The following is a 26,130-nucleotide window of genomic DNA, read 5'->3' on the forward strand; positions in this document are numbered from 1 at the left end:
ATAATATGAATCTATATTACATCAAAACTATCTGGCTGCAAGCACACTCATTGCCGCTTCACTTCAACAGTGGCCGAGAAAAAGGTTGCACCGTTCCCCATATCCGACAAGCGGCCCGATGTCAGGGAATTGGAGCGCTGTTTTTTGCCCTCGCCGTCCCACCACAGTCCTTGGCTGATGACCGTTCCCGGAAGCATGGCATCCGTAACTTTGGCGGTCAGTTCAATACGTCCCCGTTCATTCCATACCACAACCGCATCGCCATCCTGTACTTCGCGGCGAGCCGCGTCCTCTGGATGAATTTGCAATAGCGGCATCTTCTCCAGCCGTTGATGTTTAGCTGAATTACCAAAGTTGGAATTCAAGAAATTATGGTTCGGCGGAGATACAAACATAAGTGGATACGCTTCATCTGGACCAGCCGGATTCTCTCCATCAAAACCTTCAACTAACGCGGCGTATGTCGGTAATGGCGGTAGTCCCTTCTGCTGCATCTGCTCGGAGTATAATTCAATCTTGCCTGATGGCGTAGGCAAATGTTCCAGGAAAGATTCATGAGCCGACATGTCCAGCTTCACAAACCGCTGTTGCTTCAGACGATCCAGTGTAATCCCATTCATATAAGGGTTCTCCGTGCCCTGAAGTGCATTCTCAATCATCTGCTCCGGCTTCTCACCAAAGATGTCCGCATCATAACCCATGGCTTGGCCAAGTAACGAGAACAGCTCCACATTGCTTTTACTCTCGCCGATTGGTGCGATCACCGGCTCTTGTAACTGGACATATTGGTGCCAGTAGGACAGGTACAGGTCTGTTGCTTCAAAAGAAGACGTTGCCGGCAGCACAATATCTGCATATTTTGCCGTATCCGTCATGAACAGGTCATGAACCACAGTAAACAGATCTTCCCGTGCAAAACCTCGCTCCACTCGTTCCGTATCCGGTGCTACCACCAGTGGATTGCTGCAGTAAACTAACATAGCCCGGATCGGCTGCTCCGCCTCCAGCAATGCTTCGCCAATCCGGTTCATGTTTACGACCCGCGGATTGGCATTTTGCCTTAGGTCAGGCCGCTCCAACGCGTCACCGTTGGTGCTCCCGTAGCTGTTCGTGCGAACTGCACCGCCGCCGCGCTTCAGCCACTGCCCTGTAATTGCAGGCAAGCAGGCGATGCTGCGCACGTTCATGCCCCCATTGTCATGGTGCTGCAAGCCATTGCCAATGTGAATATGAGCGGCCTGCGCTCTTCCGTAGAGCTGTGCCAGCTCTACGATCGTTTCTTCCGGCACGCCTGTAATGCGTGCTACGCGCTCCGGTGTGTAACTACGGACATGCTCGCGTAGTGCTTCGTGTCCCACGGTATATTTTTGCATAAATGCTTCATTCGTCAGTCCTTGCTCAAACAGCACATGCATCATTCCCAGTGCCAGCGCACTGTCCGTACCCGGATAGAGCGGGATGAACCAGTCCGCCCATTGTGCCGTACGATTTCGGTGAACGTCAATGACAACGATTTTGGCACCGTTCTTACGAGCCTTCTCCGCCAGTACAACCTGATGCATATTGGTGCTGACAATGTTCCCACCCCACACCACAATCAGATCTGCATGCTCTGTATCCTCAGGCAACGTGCCGTGGTTGGCTCCCATCGTATATTTCCAGCCTGTGTTACCGGCAGCATTACATATCGTCTGCTCCAGCACGCTTGCGCCAAGCGCATTGAAGAAACGCCGATCCATGCCGTCGACACCTAGCACACCCATATTACCGTAAAAACTATAAGGTAGAATGCTCTCAGGTCCATACGTTGCAGACAAGTCTTTGAACTTTCCTGTGATTTCCTGAATCGCTTCGTCCCAACTGATACGCTCGAACTTGCCTTCACCTTTGGCGCCGACACGTCGCATCGGATATTGAAGTCGCTCGGGATGATACACCCGCTCCGTCATATTTCGAACTTTATTACAGATTGCACCCTTCGTAATCGGGTGATCCGGATTACCGGTGACCTTCGTAATTTTACCGTTTTCTTTATGTAATAGCAGACCACATGTGTCTGGACAATCGAGCGGGCATACCGCTGGAAATACACCATTCTCCTGTTCAATCATCATTGGGCTCCCCCTCTTTCAATAGCTATCCCTATATCATATCCCGTTCAGTGTTATAACGTAAAGAGAACAGAATAAATCGGCCAAATCTTCATCATTGCTGGGTAGCATGTTATGAGTGCAAACTGGTCATTCCATTCAAAAATTTTAATTTCGAAAAAAGTTTTCTGCCTATGATTCATTCTCTGAACCCTAGGGTAAATTAAGAACAAGGCATTAGGCTGGTGTTTCCCCACTTCCTCCTCATGCCATATCATGGACCACTCCCGAAATTCGCCATGCTCAGGTTTCGTTCCCCCGAACCTTGTCATGGCGAATTTAATTTTGGGCAAAAAAAAGATGGCCACCTCCCATCTCCCCACGATCAACCCTGTCGTGAAGCGATGAGATGCACCATCTCACTTCGTTATTCCGTATTCTTACAAATATGATGCTACAATGCTCCTAAGTGTCGACTCTCCCATAAATTACGCCTGTTTACTCCACATCGCTCTGCCTTCTGCTTCCACTGAAGAAACCATAGCAGGAACAACCGTCTCCGGCTTGGCCGCTGGCTCTGTTTTACGCAGATATACCATCCAATACGCAGCCGCTACGAACAACGCTCCACCCGTCAGATTACCTAGCCAAACCGGAATAAAATTCATGACGTACTGGCCCCAGGAAAAGTGCCCCTCAAAGATCGCCGCTGGAATCAGAAACATGTTGGCCACAACGTGCTGAAATCCGATAGCCACAAACGCCATCGTTGGAAACCAAATGCCCAGAATTTTACCGCTCATCGTATCGGATGCATAAGACAGCCAGACAGCCAGCGCTACCAGCCAGTTACAGCCTATGCCTGAGATAAAAGCCTGCAGGAAGCTGTCATGCAATTTGTGTCCTGCCATATCAACCACTTTGCTCAGGTATACACCCTCTGCGGTGAGCCCAAGCACATGACCAAAGAAAAAGGCCACAAACAATGCACCGAGCAGATTACCCACGGTCACAAGTAGCAGGTTCTTCAACATGCTGGCTGGAGAGATTTTACGTGTGATTGCAGCGAGCGGTACAGCCATCATATTGCCCGTTAACAGTTCTCCACCACCAATCAAGACCAGAATCAGACCTACCGGGAACACCGCCGCTCCGATAAACGTTGCAATGCTCCCCCACTCCGCTGGTGCAGATGCAATTACGCGAATATCGAGCAGAAACCCAAGCGCAATAAAGGCTCCCGCCAGGAAACCAAGAATCAGCACAGAAGAAACCGGATTCTGTGCTTTCTTAACACCAGCCTGCGCCGTATATCGTGCAACCTCCAGAGGTGTTTTGGTCGCCATATGTCATCCTCTCCTTTGTCTTCTATCCGTTCGCAAATCATTGAATTCATCTATGGTTTTATTGTATCTCGACCTTGTCGAAAACTTTGTGCAAATAATCACAAAGTAATCTAAGAAGATGATTCAATTTGCTACTTAGACGACAAAAAAAGAAGACTGACGATATGATCGCCAGCCTTCCTTCTGTCTTTATTTTATGATGTACCCAATTTTAATATCGTTGCTAGCCGCCTACATTCATGACTCACCTCACCGACTTACACCAGCGCTGGCGCTTTAACCTCTACCGGAGGCAGGGCTTGCAGACCTGCTGTGTTCAGGAAGTTCCAAGGTTTGTTGTAGTGCGGTTGGAAGAAGAAGTCGATAAACGCCAGCTCATCCACCGTCATGTTGTTCTGAATACAAACCGAGATCGTATTGATCGACTGCGTCAGATCCACTTGTGACATTACCTGTGCACCGACAATCCGGCGAGTCGCTTGTTCATAAACCACTTTAAGCAACAGTTTCTCAGCCGTTGGCATGAATTCAGGACGGTAGCTGTCTTCCAGAACAACCGATTCGACAACAAGCCCCTCTTCTTTAGCAGACATCTCGGTCATTCCTGTTCCTGCAATATTTTGCTCATAAATTTTGATGCCCGATGTGCCCTGTGTTCCCATATAAGGTGTCGTTGGACGAACCAGGTTTCTCGCTACGAGTGTACCCATCCGCACGGCGTTTGTTGCTAGTGGAATGTAAGCCGCTTTGCCGGTTGGATTGTAGTGGATCGCACAGCTGTCACCTGCAGCAAATACATCTTCCTGACTAGTTTGCATATATTTATCGACGATAATTGCACCGTTTGGCAACATATCCACTTGGCCTTTAAGCAGCTCTGTATTCGGGCGGAATCCGATGCAGAGAATGACCAAGTCAGTCTCAAACTCCCCTTTGGATGTGATGACTTTGGTTACTTTGCCGTTCTCGCCCGTAAATTTCTGTACGGTTTGACCGAGAGCCAGTTTAATGCCTTTATTCGTGAGCGTATCTTCAATTCCATCTGTAAATTCAGGATCAAGGTATTTGTTCAAAATACGATCCACACTGTCGATCAGCGTCACTTCTTTACCGTTCATCTGGAATGCCTCGACCAGTTCCACACCGATGTATCCTGCGCCGACTACAGTAACACGTTTCGCATCTTTGGCTTTTTCGATAATAGTGTTGGAGTGATTGTAGTTTTTGCAAAGCAGGATGTTTTCCATCTCGATGCCTTCCAGCTTCGGTACAACAGGCCATGAACCTGTAGTCACGATCAGTTTGTCAAATGTATCTTCAAATTCTTCCCCGGTTTGCAGATTTTTAGCCCGCAAGGTGTGGCCTTTGGCATCCACTGCTGTAACTTCGTGAAGCATCTTGGTAACTACCCCGAGATCTGCCAATTGATTCGGCGAAGAGTAGAACAGGCCGTCAGGGTCTCTGACCACTCCACCTACGTAGAGCGCAATACCGCATGACAGGAAAGAGATATTATCATTGCGTTCATATACGGTAATGGTGGCATCCGGGTATAATTTGGCGGTATTTACGATGGCTGCTGTTCCTGCGTGTGTACATCCGATGACTGCGATTTTCATGAGAGTTCCTCCTTGGAGTATATAAAATAATGAGTTTAATAAACATGGTTAAGGTTGTGAAATATTTCACTATTCATTCGGTAGATCACTTGTGATTTATTTCACTTTATATACTCATTATAATGTGATCTTTTTCACATTGCAATAGGTTTTGCAAAAATAAATTCAAATTCCTCATAAAACATGCGACAGTTCTACTTTTGTCTTAAGTTCGCCATAGATTTTTATACGTTATAAGTACGGACCCAATCTTATTTTCACTGCTTACATTTTCCCCGAGTTGCCTATTGCTTATGCCCTCCAAATCATTCAAATTCCGTTTTAGCGCAGTACCAGCTATCTTCTATCGAACACACAATAGGCAGGATGAATGAACAGAATGCGAAAATGGATGCCATTTAAAATTAAAGGTTGATTTCTTTATTAGTAAGCGCTCACAATATATAGAATCCTTTTATTGGATTATATAATATATATGTTCCATATTAGTTCGGGAAAATAATAGCTTAAGGAGGCGTTCATTTGAGTAAACCTAAATTGTTAGCCCCATTACGCATCATACCCCTTGCACTTTCTATGGCCATGATCACTGCCGCATTAGTCACTCCACATGCCGCTGCTGCCGATGTTAATGCTTCCTCCGCCCCAGTGACAATTAAAACCGAAGTGTTGCCGAGCCAGAAATCCAGTTCTACCCTTGGAGATGTGTCCTCTTTGTTGCAGAAATTCAGGGATATAAGCAACTTCGCGACTGGGGATCTCGCCAAAGATACGGCTTATGCACTGAATATCGTATCCTGGCAGATGCCGCACGGAGGCTTTTACAAAGACATGGAGAAACAATATGCAGCACCTTGGGATGGTGTAACGGAACGTTCTGGCTGGAAAGACCCGAGCGGTGTTGAGCTTGGAACCTTTGATAATGATGCTACAACATCGGAAATCCGCTTCCTGACTGAAATGTATGTCAAAACCGGTAATCCGATCTTTAAGGACAGTGTCCGCAAAGCCGTTGATTTTATTCTCGTGTCACAGTACCCTTCGGGTGGCTGGCCTCAGGTCTATCCTAAACGCAGTAATTATTCGGATGCCGTAACGTACAATGACAATGCGATGGTGCAAACGATGATTCTGCTGGACGATATCACCCAGCGCAAACATGGATTCGATAATGATATCCTGACGAGCCAGGAACGCAGTAAACTAAAGGCCGCATTGGATAAAGGTATTGCTTATACCCTGAAAGCCCAGATTATAAATAATGGAGTACCTACTGTCTGGGGTGCACAGCATGATCCTGTGACCTATGAACCGTTACCTGGCCGAGCCTATGAGCTGGCTTCCAAATCGGGATCAGAGTCCGTTGCCATTACCGCTTTCCTTATGTCTTTACCTCAGACACCTGAAATCGAACATGCTGCTAAAAGCGCCTTGCAATGGTTTGATACCGTTCGTGAAGATGGCACCAAATACAATCGGCAAGGCCCCGTTTATTTCGAGCCTGATGCTGGCAGTGTCATTTGGTATCGTTTCTATAACGTCGATGAAGATGTTCCCTTTTACGCAGATCGGGACGGCAAAAAATATATGAACATTCTCGATATCAGCGAGGAACGCAGACATGGCTATTCATGGGCTGGAAGTTATGCTCGTAATCTGCTGAAGCTTGCCTCCGAACAAGGGTATTACAAGCTTAGCAAGCCACTTCCCAAAACATAATAATTTTGAGTAGAGTATTCTGTGTAGATACAACACTTTAGACAAATAAAAGAAGCCTGTCCCTGCGAAATAGCAGGACAGGCTTCTCGTCATCATACGTTTACCTTACAGCAGATGTAGCACATTAACCGAGCAATTGCTCAATCGTTGCACTCATGGACTCTGGTGATTCTTTCGGTTCAACGCGGCCAACAACTTCACCTTCGCGGTTTACAAGGAACTTGGTAAAGTTCCATTGAATATCGCTGGTTTCACCTGATCCGGGCTGTTGTTCTTTCAAATATTGAAAGAGGGGATGAGCCTCTTCTCCGTTCACATCTACTTTTGCAAAGACCGGGAAATTAACGCCGTAGTTAATCTGGCAAAAAGATTCAGCTTCTTCGCTTGTTCCCGGCTCCTGCCCACCAAATTGGTTACAAGGAAATCCGAGTACGACGAGGCCTTGATCACGATAACGGTCATAGAGCTTCTGCAATTCACCGTATTGCGGGGTCAATCCACATTTACTCGCTGTGTTTGCAATAACGAGCACCTTGCCTTGATACATATCCAGCGGCACTTCCTGATTTGCGGTGGTTACCGCCTTGTACGAATATACGGACATTGCTAATTCCTCCTATGAGATCGTAATATCCCAATTATAAACGTGTTCAAGTGTGAACTTCAAATTTACCGGGAAGCTACAATCGCCTCATATCGAGTTTGCCGCTCAGCTTTGCTCAGTTTGGGACACGTGTAACAATAATCTTGACCCCCGTCCACCTTATAATACAGGCAGCATGTTGACTTCATTAAGATCTTCTCCCCCGGTTGATACGGGCTGTCTATCTCTACCGGCTTGAATTTCAACAGATTTTTACGTAATCCCAGAACTTCCGGTGGCATCGTTATGACATGCTCATACCCCTGAATAACAGCTTCTCGCTCCTGATCTGTAATCTCCATCTGAACAGCCAGCGTTTTGAACCATCTCAGGATCGACGCAAGCTGTGCCCACATCTGACCTGTATTCGCCCCGCCAGCCAGTGCCACTCCTTCAATTAAAGGCCGAAGCTGTTCTCCGTAATAAGCTGTAAGCATCGCCTGACGTGTAGATGTAGAAGCTACCGCTGAGTGGTGCTCGTCGTTGACGGGGGGCGCTGGATGAGCCTTTTCAGCGTCATCTAGCAGTTGAAAATGAAATGCGGGATATCCGTCCTGCAGCGTGAGTTGTAATCGAATATTATCCAGAGAAATATCCAGCACCTTGTCACACATCGCGTTTAGGTAATGTATACCCAAGAGCAAACCACGAACGGAATGCATGAAATACACCGCTGCGGTTTGCAAGCTATCTGCACGCAAATGTTCGTTATATGTTGTTAGCATATCTCTTGCCTGCTCTGCGTCCCTTAACGAAGCCAGAGGTGCAGCGTAAACAGAGTTCAAAATGGGATTCCTCGAAATACGTGCATATTGTTCAAGCCAGGTGTAATTGATTGCGCTCATTAATGAAACCTCCTGTGAATGCGAATGAGCCGCGTGCTAACAGCGCACAGCGGCTTCATTTCTATAATTCAGGATCGCACATCCGATCCAGCTCGTTTATTTTAACTGCCTGTTGCTTGCACACGATGTTCGGCGCGACCTGCCGCATGAACCATCGCACTGTTCACTACCTTGGTTTCAGGAGCAACTGGTTTTGGACGTTCGCCAGCGAGCGCATATGGCAAGCAGAGCGGTACATTGGAGCGCGGGTCCATAACGATGTCGGCTTCAATGTTAAATACTTCACGCAGCACGTCTGAGGTCATCACTTCAACTGGGGAACCTTCTGCAATGGCTTTACCTTGCTTGATGCCGATCATATGCTGTGCATACCGAGATGCATGATTCAGGTCATGGACGACCATCACAATGGTACGATTAGCAGTGGCATTTAGATGCTCCAGCAACTGTAATACTTCAAGCTGGTGAGCCATATCGAGGAAGGTTGTCGGCTCGTCCAGGAACAGAATATCTGTTTCCTGTGCAAGTGCCATAGCGATCCACGCACGTTGACGTTGTCCGCCGGACAACTGATCGATCGGACGGTCATGGAATTCCGTCATGCCAGTCACTTCGATCGCCCACTCAATCATGCGTTTGTCTTCTGCACGCATGGAACCGAATCCTTTTTGATAAGGGAAACGACCATAGGAAACCAATTCTGTAACGGTCAGCCCTTCCGGTGCTGTAGGATTCTGAGGCAGAATCGCTAGTTGCTTGGCAACTTCACGCGTAGACTGCTTATGGATGGACTTGCCGTCGAGTAACACGCTACCTGCCTTCGGAGACATAATACGTGCCATTGTCTTCAGAATCGTTGATTTCCCCGAACCGTTGGCCCCCACAAGTGCGGTAATTTTCCCTTGGGGAATCTGAATGTTCAGATCCTCAACAATCAGTCTTTCCTCATAAGCGATATCCAGCTTGGACGTCTCCAGACGAAACATGCGATCATCCCTCTCTCATTAATCCCGGTATGTATTCCGGCTATCATAACGACAACGAAATTGAAATTATATTCTGATTCATTACTTCTGAATTTTCCGACGCTTTAACCTTCTAAAAGAAACTGTTTAATCTGCTACACTAAAGATACTGATAATCATTATCACTTGTCAACCAAAAATCCCAATTTTTTTGATGATATAAGGCATTTTTTGCTCGAAATCAGCATCTCGATGGCTACTATGACACTTATTATATGAGAGTATTTCTCAGTCATTCCGTGCGATTTTTCACCGCTCGCCTAATTACCTTAATTTGAATCAATTGATATATGTCTAATTTGTGAACAAAAACAACTCATCAGCACACTTCATCTAGAAAAGATAATTGTTACACAAAAAAAGATGATTCTGAAACCTCCGTTTCAGAATCATCCCTCAAATCTCACTTTATAGTTCCTTGCCTGTTCCGATTCAAATGGGGCCTAATACACAAATTCAACTTGGCTCCCGCATCAGGTTAATCGTGATCTCCGAGCCTTCTGCACCTTGCTGGATGCTCACAACATGCTCGGGTTTGATATTGTCTGGCAACTTAATCTGCATGCCATAGGGGTACAAGCGATCTGCTTCTGCCAAGGTTAACGGTGCCTTGGTGTCCGTTTTATTCTGGCCCTCTGGTGAAGCTTCATCGGTTGAATTATCACCTGTTTTATTTTGGCTTTGCTCCGGTGATTCATTTGTTGTGCCTGTTGACGCGTTGTCAACTTCGGATGGAGCACCCTTATCCGCTTCACTCGTTGAATCAGCTGAACCTTGACCTGTATTTTCTGTATCAGAGCCTTCACCACGATTCAGGCTTTCCCACTGGTCTGTAACATCGATATCCTTTGTGCTTCCGTCATCCATACGTAGCTGAAGGTTCCCCTTTTCAAAAGGAATTCCGCCTGTCTCGCTCCGAAAGCGGATGACTAATTGGGCTGGTGATTTAGACCCTTCCTGCTTGTTCTCTGCAACAATATAAGCAATGTAGTCTGCTGGCTTCTCTTCTGGATTCGTGGCAACTACAGGTTCCCGATCTATCGGTGGCTGTACCTCAGGTTCAGATGAATTGTTCATCAGAGCATACGTACCACCTGCAACACCGAGAATCAGGAACAACAGCAACATTCCCATCCACCGTGTTTTCTTCCTTCCTGTTAACATGCGCATGAACGGAGAGGCAAGTTCCGCTTTGGCCCGATCATAGACCGGCTTCAGCGCTTTTCCTGCTTTGGCATAGTACGGCTTAAAAGCAGACTTGGATCGGAACGCTTCCCGATCATGCGTTTTGAAATACAGGATGATGGCATCTGCATATCCTTTATGTGCGTTAGAACCGCGAACAAACATGCGCTGCGCACCAGACCATTCAAAAAAAGTATAGATCTCTTCGGGGTGCCCCATATGACTGCGTGCAAACTCGATCAGACCCGAATAATCAAGCCGATTACTCCCGCTACCCCCACGATAAAACGCAAGAGACAATGCCTCATACGCTGGTGTTCCGGGCTGATTCCGTAGCTCTGCCGCGAGCCAGCGACGAGTCCAGCGCTGAAGCTCATCCCGCTCAGCAAGGGAGAGAGATTCCATTCCTTCTTCCGCATTACCGTCACCGCTAAGCCATGCTCTGGCTGCCAGCATCATATTGGTTCTTGCAACGACATCCGAGCCTTGACGTACCGCCCAATCCCGAACCTCATGCTCATGCTGCAAAATATCGATCTGCAACAGTTGCTCCCGATTCACCCGTTCCAGATCAAGATCCTGGATCATAAACAGGTTGATGACATAAGCAAGTTTGTCAGCTAGCTTGGTTAAAGCCTCCTGATATGCAACCGGTTGTTTACCAAGGGACGGAGTGGTTGGTTTGCTGGTAGGATGCGTAGTTGTAGCCTGCTGTCCTGAATCGGCAAAAAACTCTGTTTGTCCGATATATCCGGTAATTTCCGATTCCATCGCACTACTCTCGGTGATAAAGTCCAAAACGCTAACCCGTTGAAGAGCTTCGTTCGCTGATTGCACCGGATTGGGCGCAGAACACAGTCTTTCCCGTAGCTCGGTACAAGACCGTTCCACTAAAAAAGCGGATTGGATGGCAGATGGATGAGCCGTAACCCATCGCTGGATAAGCTCAATCACGCTTGCTGCCGTTTCGGTACGTTTCAGCTGATTGTCCAGATATGGCTCAAACAGCAGTTTGGTTAAAGAAGCATTACCCAGCACCTTATCAAAGAAGGCCTGATTCAACTGAGCATCCCGATCCAAAATGGTATACAGCTCCTGCACAGCGCGCAATCGTTTCTGCGCTCGTGCATTGTTTACACCGTAGATAAAATAATCCACAATCCGGGCCTTCACCACTGGTGCAGCGACCCTAAAATACTCACCGATGCGAGAAGCCACCACTTCTTCGGGTACATTTTCCCGGCGTACACTATCCAGCTCCCGGCTGAGCAAGGTCAGGAACAGTTCGTTCAGACGTGAACGCTGCTGTAATCCGCCCTCCGGCTTCAGATATGTCAACAAGCCGCTCAAGACCTCATGTTTGTTATTCAGATATAAATCCTCTACGCCTTGTTCAAGGCTGTAAAATACAGATAGCTCCCCATAGGCTTCGATGGAAAGTTCACGTCCAGGCTCCATGCCTGCCAACATCTCATCGGCAAATCCATAAAACTCGGCCGACCTTGCCTGATCCTGCATCAAAAACCACGCAAATTCTGCGTATGGTAACTTCGCAACTGAAGCATCCGCGTGTGTGACACGCCCAGAGACGAGATCAAATGTAAAATCCTTCTCCGTATTTCGATCCTTGGGACGCAGTGTGCCACGCTCCACAAATTGCACATGAATACCTTTCTTGGCCTGTGGCTCTTTGGCAAATGTCATAAAACCAAGCTGACGTCGGAACGCATACGGCAATGCCTTGTACAGCAGACGAAGCAATGCCTTGGCTCCTGCTGTTACTTCCTCTGCTGGCACATCCAGTGCTATGTATACCTTGCGACGTGCAGCCACAGATTGCATCACGGCATACAGCATACGCTTGAACAATGTCTCGTCCATTTTCAGAGCGCTTAGAATCTGGCTCGGTGACGTGTTTGCCTCAAAGCTACCACCGGGCAGTTCAGTTCCAAGTCCTGCTCCACCTTCTGTCGCTAAAGGTAATGCTGCCAGTGCAGGTAGCTCTGTACCCTGCTCGATATCATATGAGTTGGCGAACACGGCATCTAGCCAGTCGCCACGTTTCATATATTCTTCCGAGCTTGCCGGTGATAGAACATAATTGTGAGCGAAAAACGCGCTGCGCAGGCCGGTAAAATCCGCAGCCTGATACACATTTTGCCCGAGAATGGTCTCGCCACTCTCCAGATGTAGCAGATGCATCGAAGCCGGATACTTGCTCTCGTCCTTCTCACTTCGGCCTGTCAGCTCCGCAGGAGCATCATAGACACAGTAAGGATGAAGTATTTTTTTGATAAAAGAAGGTTCCAGTCCCGGTGATGCAGCCACCGTGTCAAACCCCTCCGTTGTCCGGAATACCCCGCGCCGCTCTCTCGTGTACATCTGCTGTTCAATGGGCGGAGTGTTAGTAGAACGCATCATCCCACTCTCCCCTCAATGTACTTGAGTTTGTATAGCAGCCACAGGAAAGGCTCGTCCACTCGGATGGGACTAACTACACCCTGAATTTTCATATCTACCGGATTACTTCCCAGCGCAGATACGGCAAAATAAGCGGTGTCTTTGAAATACACATCCATCGTACCTTTAAACGGACGGTCCACTTTCTCGATAAAACGGCGGATCTCCCCGTCGATATTCTCGAACTCGGTCAGGTCGAAAGAGTCGCGGTGCACCATGTTGCGGAACACATTGCTATTGGATTTGATGTAATCGCCCTCCTCGTCCTTGAGGGAATGTAACATGTCACTTTTGGTGAGCACGACAGCGGTTGGAATATTGGTTTTGGCCTTGTCTTGATAGGCGATGAAGTCACCAAAAAGGGTCAGTACCACATCGCGTGGCTCATCGTACTTCGGCGTCCATTCTCCCGGTTCGTTACCCAGGTTAATGCGGATTTTGTCCCGGATCGAACGAATCTGAAGCGGGTCAACCATGAACAGAATACCTGCCGAGTTTTTGATATGCTGTCCGTGCAAGCCCAGATAATCCTGCTCCACCATACCTTCACCTGCCACGTCAAAAAACACCAGGGTCAGCGGCGCTTTATCCTCGTCCTTGAACACAAACTGAAAAATAAATGGCTCCTGCAGCTTTTCCTTCTGCGTGGAATCCAGCAAGTCGCCTCGTTCGAACAGCGGCTCTTCATAATCCGCACGGAAACGGCGGCTGATCTCGGCATTCAGCGGCATACAAGCGGCATCAAAATGATCCGCAGTATAATGCTGCAACGTATGAATTAAGGAAGTCATATACACGGATTTCCCGACCTGGGATGCACCAATAATTGAAATGATATTGCTTGGTGCCTTACCCGCTGTTACAGGCAACTCATTATGACAATGCGGGCACAGACGGCGGCGTGTCATCACACCGTAACGATCATTCAGGCCCATGACAATGTTATCCGAATAGATCCGGTGCTCCTCCGGTACATCATAAGGTGACAGCACAGCTTCCATATCAAATACCGTATCCAGCCCAAAGCGTTCCCGATATCGGTTGAGCTTGGCATCTTCTCCGAGTGCATAATCCTCGTCATCATCACGATGGTGAGCCGCACGGAACACAACCTCTTCCGGTGAGAATTTGCTAAAGCAGTATGGACATACGATATCGTAGAACAACGGCCGTTCCTCCGGCTGCTGTCTCTTCAAAAACCGGCTAAAAAAACTCATAGACACTCCCCTCCCCTTATCTGTGTAAAATACATCCAAGTTAAATGGAGTTATTTACACGGTACACTTCGATGACAGAACAACCTTCCAATCGCTTGAAAGCTCAACTTCAGTCGTCATGTCTGTTTAATCTGATATCAGCCGATAGGCAGCTCCGTACTTGGGGCCGTCCGTGAAGAATAACCTGATATAGTCGTCTTTGGCCACTTCCACGGGCGGCATTTCATTTTTCCCCGGTACAAAATCACTCACAAATGGATACACCGTTCCATCGTCCTTGTTCAGCGGAACGCCACCTTGTTTACGAACATAACAAAGCGCTTCTTTAGGCACAGGTACCTCAGCAGTTACCGTGATCAACACCGTCTTGCGTTTCTGAAAAAAACCGCTCTTATAGCGAATGGCAAAGCGGATATCCGCCTTGCCTGCACTTGCAATGCCCTGATTATCTTCATCCTGCTGACGGATCAGTACAGGCCCATCCTCATGCATCTGGCATGCGTACACCGTGTACTGAATCGCACCAAAGCCGGTCATTCGATCCACATACCCGTTATTCGCCTTGTACTCCTCTCGCGTATACAGCTTCAGCTTGCCCTGTGTCGATCCGCCCACATGGTCTCCATAATCAACAACGCTCCCGTGTTCTTCACCCACACGATCCGTATTCATAAGATTAAGTTCCAATCGTTCCACGTATACCGCCTCAAGTTGCTCCGGCCAGAGCCAGCGAAGTGTGCAACGACCTTCGTCTACTGCGAGCGTCAACTTTCGAATCCGGGGAGCCGAAGGATCTGCATCTGCATTCATAAACCGCATATTCCGTTGACCTCCCCGATGTTAGAATCCTTTGCTGTGTGTATCTCTTGGCCGCCTACCGAATCCTTCCGCAGAAGAAGTTCCACGGCCAGCATCCCGGCGCCCTTTACTCTTGCGTGGTGTGTTCTCTTTGATCGGAACAATCCAGGAGAAAAGGGTAAGTATACCTGACAGGATCAGCATGGCTCCAAATCGAACGAAAGCATCACCCACACTAGAACCGTTTAACCCCCACTCCAGTAACAGTCCGGCTAGCAAACCTGATACTGCACCACCTACACCGAAGCTGAGTGCAAGATGACGGTTATCAAACACAAGTCCAAGGGATACGCCAAGCGCCACACCGATCAGCAGCAAAGCCACAACACGGAAAATGGCCAGATACATACTGTGTTCCATCGCACCCGTACGCTCCGTCACGAGAGTACGTTCATCAATCGTATCGTAAATCTGCTGAAACGCGACATTCAGCCCACCTGCGTCAGGTACATCATAGTACATCCCGCCGGTTTGCTGAGCAATGCTCTTAAGCAAATCCGTACCCGAAGGGTCTACCAAGCTCAGACCAACAGTATGGATAGCTACTTGTTCCTGTACATATTGTGGCAAAATACCTGCGATATCAGCATCACTGAATCCGTCCGATAACAGGATAACGACTGTTCCCCGTTTCGGATCTTGTTTGCCTTCGATCAGTTTCATGCCTTCCCGGAGTACCGCATCAAAATTCGTCCCCCCGGATGTGGTGACAATGCCGTCGATTTTGCTATTCACTTCGCTTTTGGCAGCTTCACTATCTACGGCAATAAACGGCTGCAACAGTTGAGGCTGATCGTCAAACGTAATGACAGCCACCTGTTTGTCGCTCTCCATCTGATTAATGAGCGTCTTGGCTGCTTCAAACCGCCCGTTATTGGGATCAGTCTCGTTCATGCTGCCTGAATTATCAATCATCAATATGATGTCTTTGACCTGTTTTGCTCCGCCCGGATTGATCTGGTACAGCAATTGCAATCCCATCCCTACAACCAGTAGCAGTGCTAGCGTTGCAGGCACAAGCAGCTTCCAGGACAAGCTGAGATACCTGAGCTTCCACGAAGCACCGTTCAGTCTTGGTGAGATCATCTCTGCCAGTAGGCAGAACAGCCCCACGCTAAGTGCTAGCACACCGAAATATAACCCCATCAGCAGCAGGCGCGGCATTTCCCCAAGCCACTGATGCAGCATGATTTCTCCTGCCGCAAAACCAACTGCTCCGCCAATTAGGCTGAACAGCACCAGGAGAAGATTGATTTTTCGCTGCATGTCTGCATGCATCCTTTCTCAACGCCCGCCAGAAGCGGGCTGACTTAGTACCCACGAAACATAGAAGGACACCTCTGCTTAATCTAAGCAAGTTGAACTTAAAGATGGTTTACCTCTACACTCCCTTAACAGGATGCCCCTTCCAACGTGCATTGTGCTATATGTTCTTTCATTCCGCTACCGAAGCGGAGACAGTTTCTCTGCTAGCTCCGCAGGGTGAAGCTCATAACCATTTTCCGTATAAGAATCGTAGTACACCTTACCATTACGGTACACCATAAGATCCTCCAGATGGAAACCACCCATCAGATTAAGCTTCTCTACCCCGCTACTACGTTCCTCATAGACTATACCCAGTTTATAAATGCGCGAGGTTTCCTCTGCATGTGCCGCGTAGTCCATAAAAGCACTGTGATGGTCGCCAAAAAAGTACTTCTCTTCATACCGATGCTCTTGCGTATAGTCGAACACCCGTATCCGAACAACGGCCTGATCTTCTAATGTGCGATACAGCCTGCGGAATAGATCATCACGGGTCAACACATCCCGATCCCTGTACGTAATCGTCACATTAGCTCGCTGCAGTAGTTCCTCTTCAAACGATAAGCGTAGCGGTTCCGCGGAAAGCAACAAGTCACGGCAAACTTCCATTAAGCGTGCAAGCAAACGGTCACTGCCTTTGATCGCAAGCTCATTCATATCTCCCATGTAGCGATCTTCGAACCATACTTCCCGCCCCCGTCTTGCCTCCAGATCGGCGATCAGTTCTTCCGTTACTTTGCCGTAATACTCCATGACGTTCTGACCAATGTATTCGTCAGCAGCGGCAATGCTCTCTTCCGCTACTTCACGCAATGTACGCTCCAGCGCTTCAAGTGAGGTTGTAACTTGACGACTGTAGCGATGCAGTTCTTCCATTTCCGTATCGTAGATACGAAGCAAATGCAGTTCATTTTCTAACCGTAGCAGGTCTACCTTGGGTTCATATACACGTTCCAGTAAACAATCGATTAGATTGCGCACGTTCTGCTTATCACGGAAGAGCGCACGTTTGATCGGTTGATCCTCCACCCGCTCTTGCTGACGCTGTTCCATCAGTGCCCGTGCGGATTCGAGTTGCATCGATTTGTCGCGGATCAGTGCGAGCAGAGCTTCACGAACACTCCCTGGCTCACCGTCGCTCCAGGCAGCCCACTGAAAGTATCCTATTTCGGGATATTCCATATGAGACTGCTCGGCCTGACGGCGAAGCGACCCCGAAGAACTGCGCTCGCGTACACGTTCCTGCACCGGACGGACAATATTTTCACGGAAGTAGGCTTCCGCTCCTTCTCCATATAGCGCTCGCTCAGCCTCTCTTAAAGAGAGCGGCTTGAGTTCAGCAAAGCTGCGATTATGCGTCATGATGCCGCTCATGCCACTAACGAGGTCTTCGCTTGGCAACAGCCCCTCCACCTTACGTTCCACGGAGGAGGCATCCAGTCCGAAAAAGGTCATTTTGTCCTTGATGCTCCAGTCTGGCTCCTGTTGCATCCGGCTGAGCAGATAACGGTACAGATGGTACAGCACGGTCAGTGCGATCGGTTTGTTCGGCCGCCTGATCTCGGCAAAACCTGCACTGGCATACCCATGCTGATCCGAGGTGGTACGGATATTATTTTTAAACGACGTATTATTGTAGGTATTCGCGCCCGTGCTGGCGATGGCAGCCCGGTCTTCATAGCTTTCCTCCTGCTTTCGGTTCTTCAGCAGGCAGATGCGGCAGATGATCTCGGCATTTTCAATCCAGCCGCCAGGTACACCGGTGCCACGTTCGTTTTTGTCCGAAAGTACATAGACCAGATCAAACAAGGGCGCTGCAGGATGGGTTACGGGAATGGATATCCCGTCCTCCGTCACCAGCAACTCGCCGCTGAACATGTAATCCAACGATTGCATGTAATCGAGCTCACGCAGAAAAGCAAGTCCCGCTGCGCTGGCATATCCAAAGGAATCGACCTGCTCCATCTCACTAACCAGCACATGAAGATCCGTCTGTACCGACTTGAAAGACTGTGCCAGAATGGTCTCGGCCAGCTTCGTTATCTCCGGCAACAGTACATTCAGCGGATCATCGGCCCGGGTAATGACGGTTACGTAAATTCGATCAAAGGACGAATACAGCCGTCCATATTCAGCAATACGGTTGCTTACCCGCCGCATCATTCGATTTAATCCAAAAAGCGCCGCTGCCGACTCGTGAAAGCGACGGTGTACATCCTTGCGCAGCGTTTTGGAAGAACTCCGCTGTGAATGCGAGGTGGAGATTGGTAAACGGTGGTACGTGACCTGAGCGTTTTCATAGGATGACTCGGCCCCGTAACCTGATTTTGCTTTCTCCTGATTGTGAGACGAATTCGTTGCATTCACTGCATCCACTGGATTCAATGTGTTTGAAGCATTTGAAGGACTCGAAGGACTCGATGCATTTGCAGCATCGGCTTCATTCGATGTATCATCTGTCCCAATGTGTACGTATACTACACCGTCTTCGTTATCCCACTTCAACTGGTTAATATCATGCACAGCGGACACTGCTGGTTTTACCAGATCACCGACAAAAAGGAACAGCGCCGGGTAATGGATGCTGCTGCGTCCATCCCCTTGGCTTCCTTGGCGTTCCTGTTCTACGGCGTACCGGGAAGCGTACTTGTAAAGCTCACGCTTTAAGGCGTGCTGCATCCCGTTTTCTTTTTGCTGCATATTCATTGGTACATTCATACCATCAGCCACCTTATTTCAGCCTTCTGCGAATATCGTTCAGCTTCGACGACATCGTTCTGTAGAACTGGTAGATGTCTTCTCCGTTCGCGAGTTCTACCCGTTCATACTCCAGACGGTCACGTGACTCCATAAACAGTGCCGCCAGATCATCCAGCTTGCTCAGGAGCGGTGTAATATCCTCGGAAGCGGTCAGGTCGTTGTCGCGACGGGAGGATTTGCGTAGCAATGTACTGCGATCCTTCTCGGACAGGCCGCGGAAGTTGCCAAACACTTCGTATTCAGCGAAATTACGGCTTTTCATCAGGTTAGCGAACGGTTCCCATGCGTCTTCCTCCGGATCACGGTCATAGACGTATAGTGCACCCTTTTTAACAATCGTATCTGTATAGAGTGCTTCGATGAAGCGATCATACCACTGCTCTTCATCCTGATACTGTGCGAGAATGCCTTCCAGTTCAGCCACTTTCGCAGTGATTGCATTCATCTTCGCCAGTTCCTCACGTACCCGCGCGATAAGCTGTGGAGAGCGTACAAGGTTTTCTTTCGCCATATCTTCATTAATACTTCCGAAAATATCCTTCACATCCACCCGCGGCAGTCCTTCGGATTGCAGGCGTTTCAGCTCCATAACAGCTCGTTTCACCTCACCCAGATTCGGTGCGTTCGATGTGAGACGCATGTCGTAAGCAGCCAGCTTGGCAGACAGGTCAAACGGTTTCGTCGTGACAATCGCATATCGGTTACTTGTATTTTCATCCTGCGATTTGGCAGTGACAATGTTATAACCGAGCGCTTGCTCGAATTCATTGCGAACCCGTGCATTATACTGCTTCACGCGGGCATTCTCGTACACATCTCCCCAAGACTTTTCCGGGATTGGAGATGGCAGGTACGTCCAGTTATTTTTCTCCGTCTGCACCAGATGGCGTCCAATGCCCTCTTTGTCCAAAATCGTGCGTTCATAGCTCTCTTCATACACTTTGAGCGGTGTATATACAAAGAGTGGTACCCCGTTGCGTGTATTCAGCCAGAAAATACGGTTCCGCACTTCGCTCTCTTTAACAGTAAAGTGGGATTTGCCTACGGCATTGTTCTGGTAGTTACGAATCCCTTTCAAGATACCCGGAGCCTGTGCTGGCACGGACACAAACCCCCAGGAAGGGAAATGTAGACTGCCTGTGCTATTGCTCAGATTAAATACCGGCACGGCCTCGTCATCCAGCTTACCTGCAATAAAACGTTCCACGAATTTCTCAACGGACTCGTCTTTCCCATATTTGATCACCAGGAAATCTTCCATGGAGCGAGTAATGAGATCACCAAACTTCTCACTCAGGAAATCAGAGATGGAGCTGACGATATCAATCTCGTTTTCCTTCACCCACTGGCTCGAATTCTCCAGCAGCTCACGCGAGAAGTCGCGGATCAGATCATCCGTGTCGCGTTTGTCCAGCAACCCGTCCACCACGCTCACGATATCCGGTACACTTACCACGTTCCAATAATAGGTTTTGTTTCCTTTATGATCCGTTTGCTCTTCGCCGCGTGTCAGCAGATCGCCGTTCTTGGCAAAGATGGAGCTGAGTGCATTCAGCGTCTCGGAAAATACGTTATAAATGCGACTGTTCTCTTGATTCAGCAGCTCATACAGATCTTCATAGAACTCGATCATCTGGTCGTTGCGTTCCACATCGGCGTGCAACCAGTATTCATGAATCTTCGCTTCGATATAAGCATTCTTTTTCTTCTCTTTGGAGACAAAAGCACTCTTCGCATCACCCAGCTTCTCTTCGGATTGCTCCTGAGCCGCTTCAATATCACGTGGAATGCGGAATGCATTTTCCCGTAGCGTTTCGATGTACGACTGAATCATTTTCAGTACACAGAATCCTTTTTCGGTATAAATCAAACGAGAGACATAGAACGGCCCCTGTTCAGGATGCAAAAACATCCGCCGGATCTGCTCGGTAAACTGACCCGCAATCTCGCCCGGAAGCTGTTTCTTCGCCTTGATATATTCCTCACGGGCACGTGCCAGGAAGTTCTGTTCCAGCTCCGTATCCATGTTGACGACCTGGGATTTCACCACGTTGCCATAGGATAGACGTTCGCTGTTCTGGTAACCCGGTAGTGGTTCAGGTACGCGGGATTCGAAGGATTTGACGACACTTTCGAGATCGATGCCCAGCTTACGTGCAAACTTCTCGGTATCTTCCTGATTCGGTGCTTTGGAGAACATGGTGCTCATTTTGTCGAACATCCGGTAGGCCAGATATGTTGTCATCTCTTCAATCGGCAGTACAGCCGAAGATGCACCGATGATGTTGTAGTCGTAGTTGGCCGGGTACACTTTGTTCATCTGTGCGATGTTGGTGCGAATGTTGCTGATATAGTCATGGATCGCAAATTCCTCACCCGACTGCTTCTCTTCACTGGAGATAAAGTTGGTGATGTTCTCCGCCGTAACGTTCATGCAGTAGTCGTAGGCATTCTCCAGCAATTTACCTTCCGTATTCGTCGCCGAGATCAGATGACACAGGTTAAATGGCGGCAGCGGTGAGTTCACGGCCAAAATGTTGCCGTACTTCTGGGTAAACCGCTCACCGCGGCTGTCCACGTTCATCCAGTAATCCAGCTCTTTAAGCGCTGCATATCCATTCTTGCGAATATATTCGCGTGTATGCTCACTCAGGCTTTTATTGGACAAGTTCACGTCTGGCGTAAACAGGTAACCGAGCGTGTTGACGCGGTCAATCCCGGCAGAGCCGTGATCCCGCTCAATGATGCCACGCACGATATAGGAAATATCGAGGAAGCAGCCGCTGCCTGTACCACCGGACAATCCGGTGAGCAGGAATACCATTAGTTTTTTATTCGTACCAACGGATAATGTTTTGATCTTTTTATCGATGGCCTGTACGACTTGATTGATCTTCGTAAACAGCAGCAAACGTCCAGCCTGACGCACCCCTGCGGCTCCGTTCATACCGTCCGTGATGCTCAGTTCAGGAGACAGCCAGTCTGTAATATACGGCTCCAGCACGCTGCGGTTCTGCAAAAGGCCACCAATCTCGGCATTCGAAAGCAGTACAAATTCGTTGATCGGATCAAGTCCGATGCCTCTGTATTTCTTCGCGCGATCCTGTTCGTTCGTTTCAAACGCCAGAAATTCAACGTTGTCCGGCTTCTCCATCTTTTTCTTGGACACCGGGTCTTGTGGCAGCTTGAAACGACGATTGATCTGATATTTCAGACGCAGTAGCGCGTCAATTCCCGTTCCGCCCAGACCGATAATCAGAATCGGGTTGTCAATCGTATCGACCCTGATTTTCTCACTGACGATACCTCCGCCCAGTGATACATCCAGTTGTTGAATATGTTCTCTCACGATCGGTTTCATTCAATATCCTCCCTGTATTTCAATTAAAAAGACTAGAAATATCATTTACACTTGCCACTCCGATGACAGAATAATCTTACGATCGCTGTTATCCCCGGATATCTTTGAATATGTTTTTCAAGGTTGATATCCGGTGATAAAGGCGAACGCTTCGCTTCTCCAGCTTTTTTCTGTCCTCTCCGTTAACGTGTAAATTGAAATCTGTCTTTTAAAGCTCTCATTCACTGAGCTCTAACACGTTACACCAAATACTCAATCAAAATCGTTTTATCCGCCTGTTGCAGCGGGATGCTCAGTCGATCACCGTTCTTCAGTTCAACGCCTGAGCTTGCATCTACCGCACGACCTGATTTCTCCAGCGTACCTCCTGCGGTATTGCGAATGATCAATCGGTCTCCATTGCCAGGAGTAAATATATATTTTTCGGTTTCCTTCAGTTCAGGATCAAGCTGCAACAATTGATGCAGGTGGAACTTGCCCCGGAAGGATGCCAGCTTTTTGTATTGCGGATAGGATTTGTCTCCAGTGTTCTCATCCCGAATCTCCACGATGATCTGACCGACAAAGCCGCGGTTTTTGCGTTTCAGCCAGCCCATCAGGAACCAACCGCAGGCCGCCACCACGATCAGGGCAATCACACCCAGGATGACGGGCAACCAAGGGAACGGCTTATCATTCGCAGCAGGTGGCGTTGTAGGTTTTGCCTGACTTCCGCCTGTGCTCCCTGCGTTGATGACAATCGGTGCACTTTCACGGTAAAAGCTGTCTTCCTCTGCACGGATGATCAGTTCATAGTTGTGATTGTCCGGCACTTCAAAGGTTCCGGCAAAACCGGAGCCGGTGTTCTTCAGCGGTTGCTCTTCACTCTTGCCTGCGTCCTTGTCATTCACGATCAAGGTGGCCTTCATGTCCGCGTACAGATCTTTATCTTGTAGCGGTTGACCGCCATTTTCCAGCCTCGCTGACAGGTCGATCTTGTCGCCTTTCGTATAGGACTTGGTCTTAATTGGGTCCGCAACGAGTTGAAGATCGTAGTTAAACAGCAAGTTGATATCGATGCTGTCTTTGGGAGCCCCTTTTACCCGAAGTTTCCAGTCGCCCTCCTGAGGTTTCAAGAGCTTCACCAGCGAATAACTTTTGGAGGTAGATAGCTTGGCCTCATTCGAATTCAGGTTTACGTTCTTGCCAGAAGGATCGGTTAACTGTACCTGTACTGGCTTCGAAGACATGATGGAAATATTGGCCTCGAGCACGCTGTCATTCGGCACGTTCACGGTAACTTCCTGATAACTGCCGTTTCCGGTTACAGAAGGTAGCTTCACAACATTCAGCTTGGCATGATCGGCGAAAATTTCACTCAAAATCTGCGGCAGATCATCCGGTGTATCGGTGATAAACGACTTGCCTTTTGTTTGTTTGGCAAGGTCTGCAAGTGCATTTTTGTTCAGCTTGCCATCGGCATTCAGTCCGATCGTGTAGACTGGAATACCTTTCGCTTGCGCATCCTTGACGGCTTTTGCCAGATCCGCGTCCGACTCGGCCTGGGTGCGTCCTTTGCTTTTGTTAAAATCGTTATTGCCATCCGCAAGCAGTACAATCATGGGCGAGTGCGACGGGTCGGCCCCATGGCTCAATATGTTCATGGCTTCCGCAACACCTACGGATATATCGGTGTATGGGCCTCTGCCAAGCTGGTCGATAAAGTCTTTCAGATTACTTTTATCTGCATCAGACTGAATCTCAAGCATTGCCTTTTCTCGCTCCACCTGATCGGTGTAAGCCACGATACCTACTTTATCGCCGACGGTGGGCAGCATATCTATAAACATTTTCATCGCTTCGTTACTGATCTTGTCGCGATCACTTGTATTCATCGAGTTGCTGACATCGGCTACAAGCACCGCGTCGATTCCACTCGTTTGTGCCTGGGCAGCTTCCGCTTGGGGGAGCAATGCCGAAGGCAGCAGCAGGGTTAGTAATGCCAGCAGAACCAGAGTTCCGCTAAGCCAGCGTTTTTTGCGTATCCGCAGCATGGGCTGTACTCCTTCACGTTTGAGATTAAAATGCGAATAGTTTATTATAGGCGTCAAGCCTTAAGGAAATCTTAACAGTCTTCTAATAAAATCTGAAAAGCACCCCTATTCTGAGTTACAATTTTGTAATGTCTGACAAAAATCGACGATTTTAGCGCTTTTGTTGGAATTCAAATTCCAACTATGGAAATATGATATAGCTATTACCAACAAACCGCAATATAACAGCGCTTGATCTTCAAGCCTTAGAAAGGGACGGAATTATGGTTACATACGTATGCCTCGCCATAGTGTTTCTTTTTGTTATGATCAAGGTGATCACGTTTCAGGTTCATCGGCGAAAGACCGTCTCCCGTGAAGACACGGATCGTACCCTGTACAATATTCTAAATGGTGGGCGTGATGGAGCATGAGTAGTACGAAAAAAGTAGTATCCATCCGGCCTTTCTATCGAACGACATATGCCTACCAAAAGTTGCATATCTGCAAACGCTGCGGGCAGTATACCTGCCTCTGGGAAGATCAGTGCACTTCCTGCGGACGTAGCACCCTTGTCACCGTAGAGGAAAAAGCAAGTTCACGAGTAAAACGCAGGATGGTCCGTGATGCTTTCTTTGTTCTTTTGATCGGCGCCGCAGCTACTTATTTCGGTGAAACGCTGGACCAGTCTATGATCGCTGTTACGGTGACGCTGTTACTGTTCGGCGGCCTGATCTTCTTGCAGCAGCGTTCATTCCAGATTGAACAACGGCGCGAAATGAGACAGTTGCTACGATTGGACGAAGAGATCATTCGCCAAGGGATCAATCGGAACTGGGCCCTTGTTGCCGAAGCGCGAAAAGAAGACGAGGCACTCGCCTACGAGATGTTGCGCGAGATCGGCTCCCTGATCTATAACGACCGGATTCGTCTGCAACAGATCGCGTTACTGCAATCTTTCGTGTTACGCAGCGATATGGACTTGCAACTTAAACCGCTACTGCTCCAGAACTTCGAGCGGCTGCTCGCCGAGTATATTGGCGAAATTGCCCGGCTGAAGCCGGAACTGATTCGTGAAGACGCGATTCGATATATCGCCACGTATGAGGTTCACATTTTACAGTTGCATAATGGCATCCAGATTCTGACCGCCGTGGCGGCCGCTGCCGTGCGTAAGAGCAAATATATTGAACTGTTTCCCAGTCTGATCACCCGCTATGCACGTTTCATGCCCAAAGACCGGTTTATGCGGCTTTATCACACGATCGAGCGTTATCCAACCAAGGCACGCGGTGGACTCGCGGAGTCCGTCGGCCGGGTATATAACGAGAAATACCGCGACCAGTATGCTGATGTCCATGGGTGACCGTCTGTGCAACAAGCCGGTCTATATCGTATCAAGACTGGCTTACGTTCAGATTCGGATTTATAAAAAGTGAGCGAACCGCGTGTAATAACCAGTTAACCCGTAAGTAAAATAATGCAAATCAGCTCCCTAATTATAGACGAACGGTACACCGAGCTTCCCTGCATTGTTGTGATCTAGTAAGCAAGATATCGTGCCATCTTTTAATCATATAAGTTTTAAACCAAAAACACCCCGTCCTTAGGTCTAGGATGAGGTGTTTTGTCGTTCTGGTTCATATTGTGCGAATTCTAGCTATGATGAACGTAAACAAGGA

15 protein-coding genes are annotated in these 26,130 nt (G+C 48.4%); 2 read left to right on the plus strand and 13 right to left on the minus strand.

From position 1 onward, the window contains the following. Positions 1-47: 47 nt before the first annotated feature. The 3 genes from H7T88_RS28110 to H7T88_RS28120 form a co-directional block, all read right to left on the minus strand. Complete coding sequence (locus tag H7T88_RS28110) at positions 48-2,111, minus strand: molybdopterin-containing oxidoreductase family protein (protein ID WP_221791691.1); 2,064 nt, start codon at positions 2,109-2,111, stop codon at positions 48-50. A 467-nt stretch (positions 2,112-2,578) separates the two neighbouring features. After that, a complete protein-coding gene (locus H7T88_RS28115) occupies positions 2,579-3,436 on the minus strand; it encodes a formate/nitrite transporter family protein (RefSeq protein ID WP_221791682.1) in 858 nt (285 codons plus the stop codon). Between the two features lie 257 nt (positions 3,437-3,693). Next, entirely contained in the window at positions 3,694-5,055 is a 1,362-nt protein-coding gene (locus tag H7T88_RS28120) for an FAD-dependent oxidoreductase (RefSeq protein ID WP_221791683.1), read from the minus strand. Between the two features lie 576 nt (positions 5,056-5,631). Here H7T88_RS28120 and pelA point away from each other — a divergent pair. Beyond that, complete coding sequence (gene pelA, locus H7T88_RS28125) at positions 5,632-6,774, plus strand: pectate lyase (protein WP_221791692.1); 1,143 nt, start codon at positions 5,632-5,634, stop codon at positions 6,772-6,774. Positions 6,775-6,898: 124 nt separating this feature from the next. Here the strand turns inward: pelA and H7T88_RS28130 are convergent, their stop codons facing one another. The 10 genes from H7T88_RS28130 to H7T88_RS28175 form a co-directional block, all read right to left on the minus strand. Beyond that, positions 6,899-7,378, minus strand: a complete 480-nt coding sequence (locus H7T88_RS28130) for a glutathione peroxidase (RefSeq protein ID WP_090924172.1) — start codon at positions 7,376-7,378, stop codon at positions 6,899-6,901. 65 nt (positions 7,379-7,443) lie between these two features. Continuing rightward, positions 7,444-8,262: a ferric iron reductase gene (locus tag H7T88_RS28135; protein WP_221791684.1), complete on the minus strand. Its 819-nt coding sequence runs from the start codon at positions 8,260-8,262 to the stop codon at positions 7,444-7,446. 101 nt (positions 8,263-8,363) lie between these two features. Then, complete coding sequence (locus H7T88_RS28140; RefSeq protein ID WP_090924170.1) at positions 8,364-9,248, minus strand: ABC transporter ATP-binding protein; 885 nt, start codon at positions 9,246-9,248, stop codon at positions 8,364-8,366. Between the two features lie 495 nt (positions 9,249-9,743). Next, complete coding sequence (locus H7T88_RS28145) at positions 9,744-12,893, minus strand: GAP1-N2 domain-containing protein (protein ID WP_221791685.1); 3,150 nt, start codon at positions 12,891-12,893, stop codon at positions 9,744-9,746. After that, positions 12,890-14,149 carry a TRAFAC clade GTPase domain-containing protein gene (locus tag H7T88_RS28150; protein ID WP_090924168.1) on the minus strand — a complete coding sequence of 420 codons (1,260 nt, stop codon included), beginning with the start codon at positions 14,147-14,149 and terminating at the stop codon, positions 12,890-12,892. The genes H7T88_RS28145 and H7T88_RS28150 overlap by 4 nt, the downstream gene beginning before the upstream one ends. A 126-nt stretch (positions 14,150-14,275) precedes the next feature. Next, the gene (locus H7T88_RS28155; protein WP_221791686.1) at positions 14,276-14,968 is read right to left on the minus strand and encodes a beta-mannanase; all 693 of its coding nucleotides are present in this window, start codon (positions 14,966-14,968) and stop codon (positions 14,276-14,278) included. A gap of 21 nt (positions 14,969-14,989) precedes the next feature. Continuing rightward, positions 14,990-16,273, minus strand: coding sequence for a vWA domain-containing protein (locus tag H7T88_RS28160; RefSeq protein ID WP_221791687.1), 1,284 nt, complete (start codon positions 16,271-16,273; stop codon positions 14,990-14,992). 177 nt (positions 16,274-16,450) lie between these two features. Then, positions 16,451-19,033, minus strand: a complete 2,583-nt coding sequence (locus H7T88_RS28165; protein WP_260511204.1) for a transcription initiation factor TFIID — start codon at positions 19,031-19,033, stop codon at positions 16,451-16,453. A gap of 13 nt (positions 19,034-19,046) precedes the next feature. After that, positions 19,047-22,436, minus strand: coding sequence for a tubulin-like doman-containing protein (locus H7T88_RS28170; protein ID WP_221791688.1), 3,390 nt, complete (start codon positions 22,434-22,436; stop codon positions 19,047-19,049). A gap of 239 nt (positions 22,437-22,675) precedes the next feature. Beyond that, the gene (locus H7T88_RS28175) at positions 22,676-24,469 is read right to left on the minus strand and encodes a vWA domain-containing protein (RefSeq protein ID WP_221791689.1); all 1,794 of its coding nucleotides are present in this window, start codon (positions 24,467-24,469) and stop codon (positions 22,676-22,678) included. A gap of 409 nt (positions 24,470-24,878) precedes the next feature. On the opposite strand from H7T88_RS28175, the gene H7T88_RS28180 reads away from it, so the two are divergent. Continuing rightward, a complete protein-coding gene (locus H7T88_RS28180) occupies positions 24,879-25,814 on the plus strand; it encodes a hypothetical protein (RefSeq protein WP_221791690.1) in 936 nt (311 codons plus the stop codon). Positions 25,815-26,130 lie beyond the last annotated feature (316 nt).

The sequence above is a fragment of the Paenibacillus cucumis (ex Kampfer et al. 2016) genome (assembly GCF_019748695.1).
In the GTDB taxonomy this organism is placed as follows: Bacteria; Bacillota; Bacilli; order Paenibacillales; family Paenibacillaceae; genus Paenibacillus; species Paenibacillus polysaccharolyticus.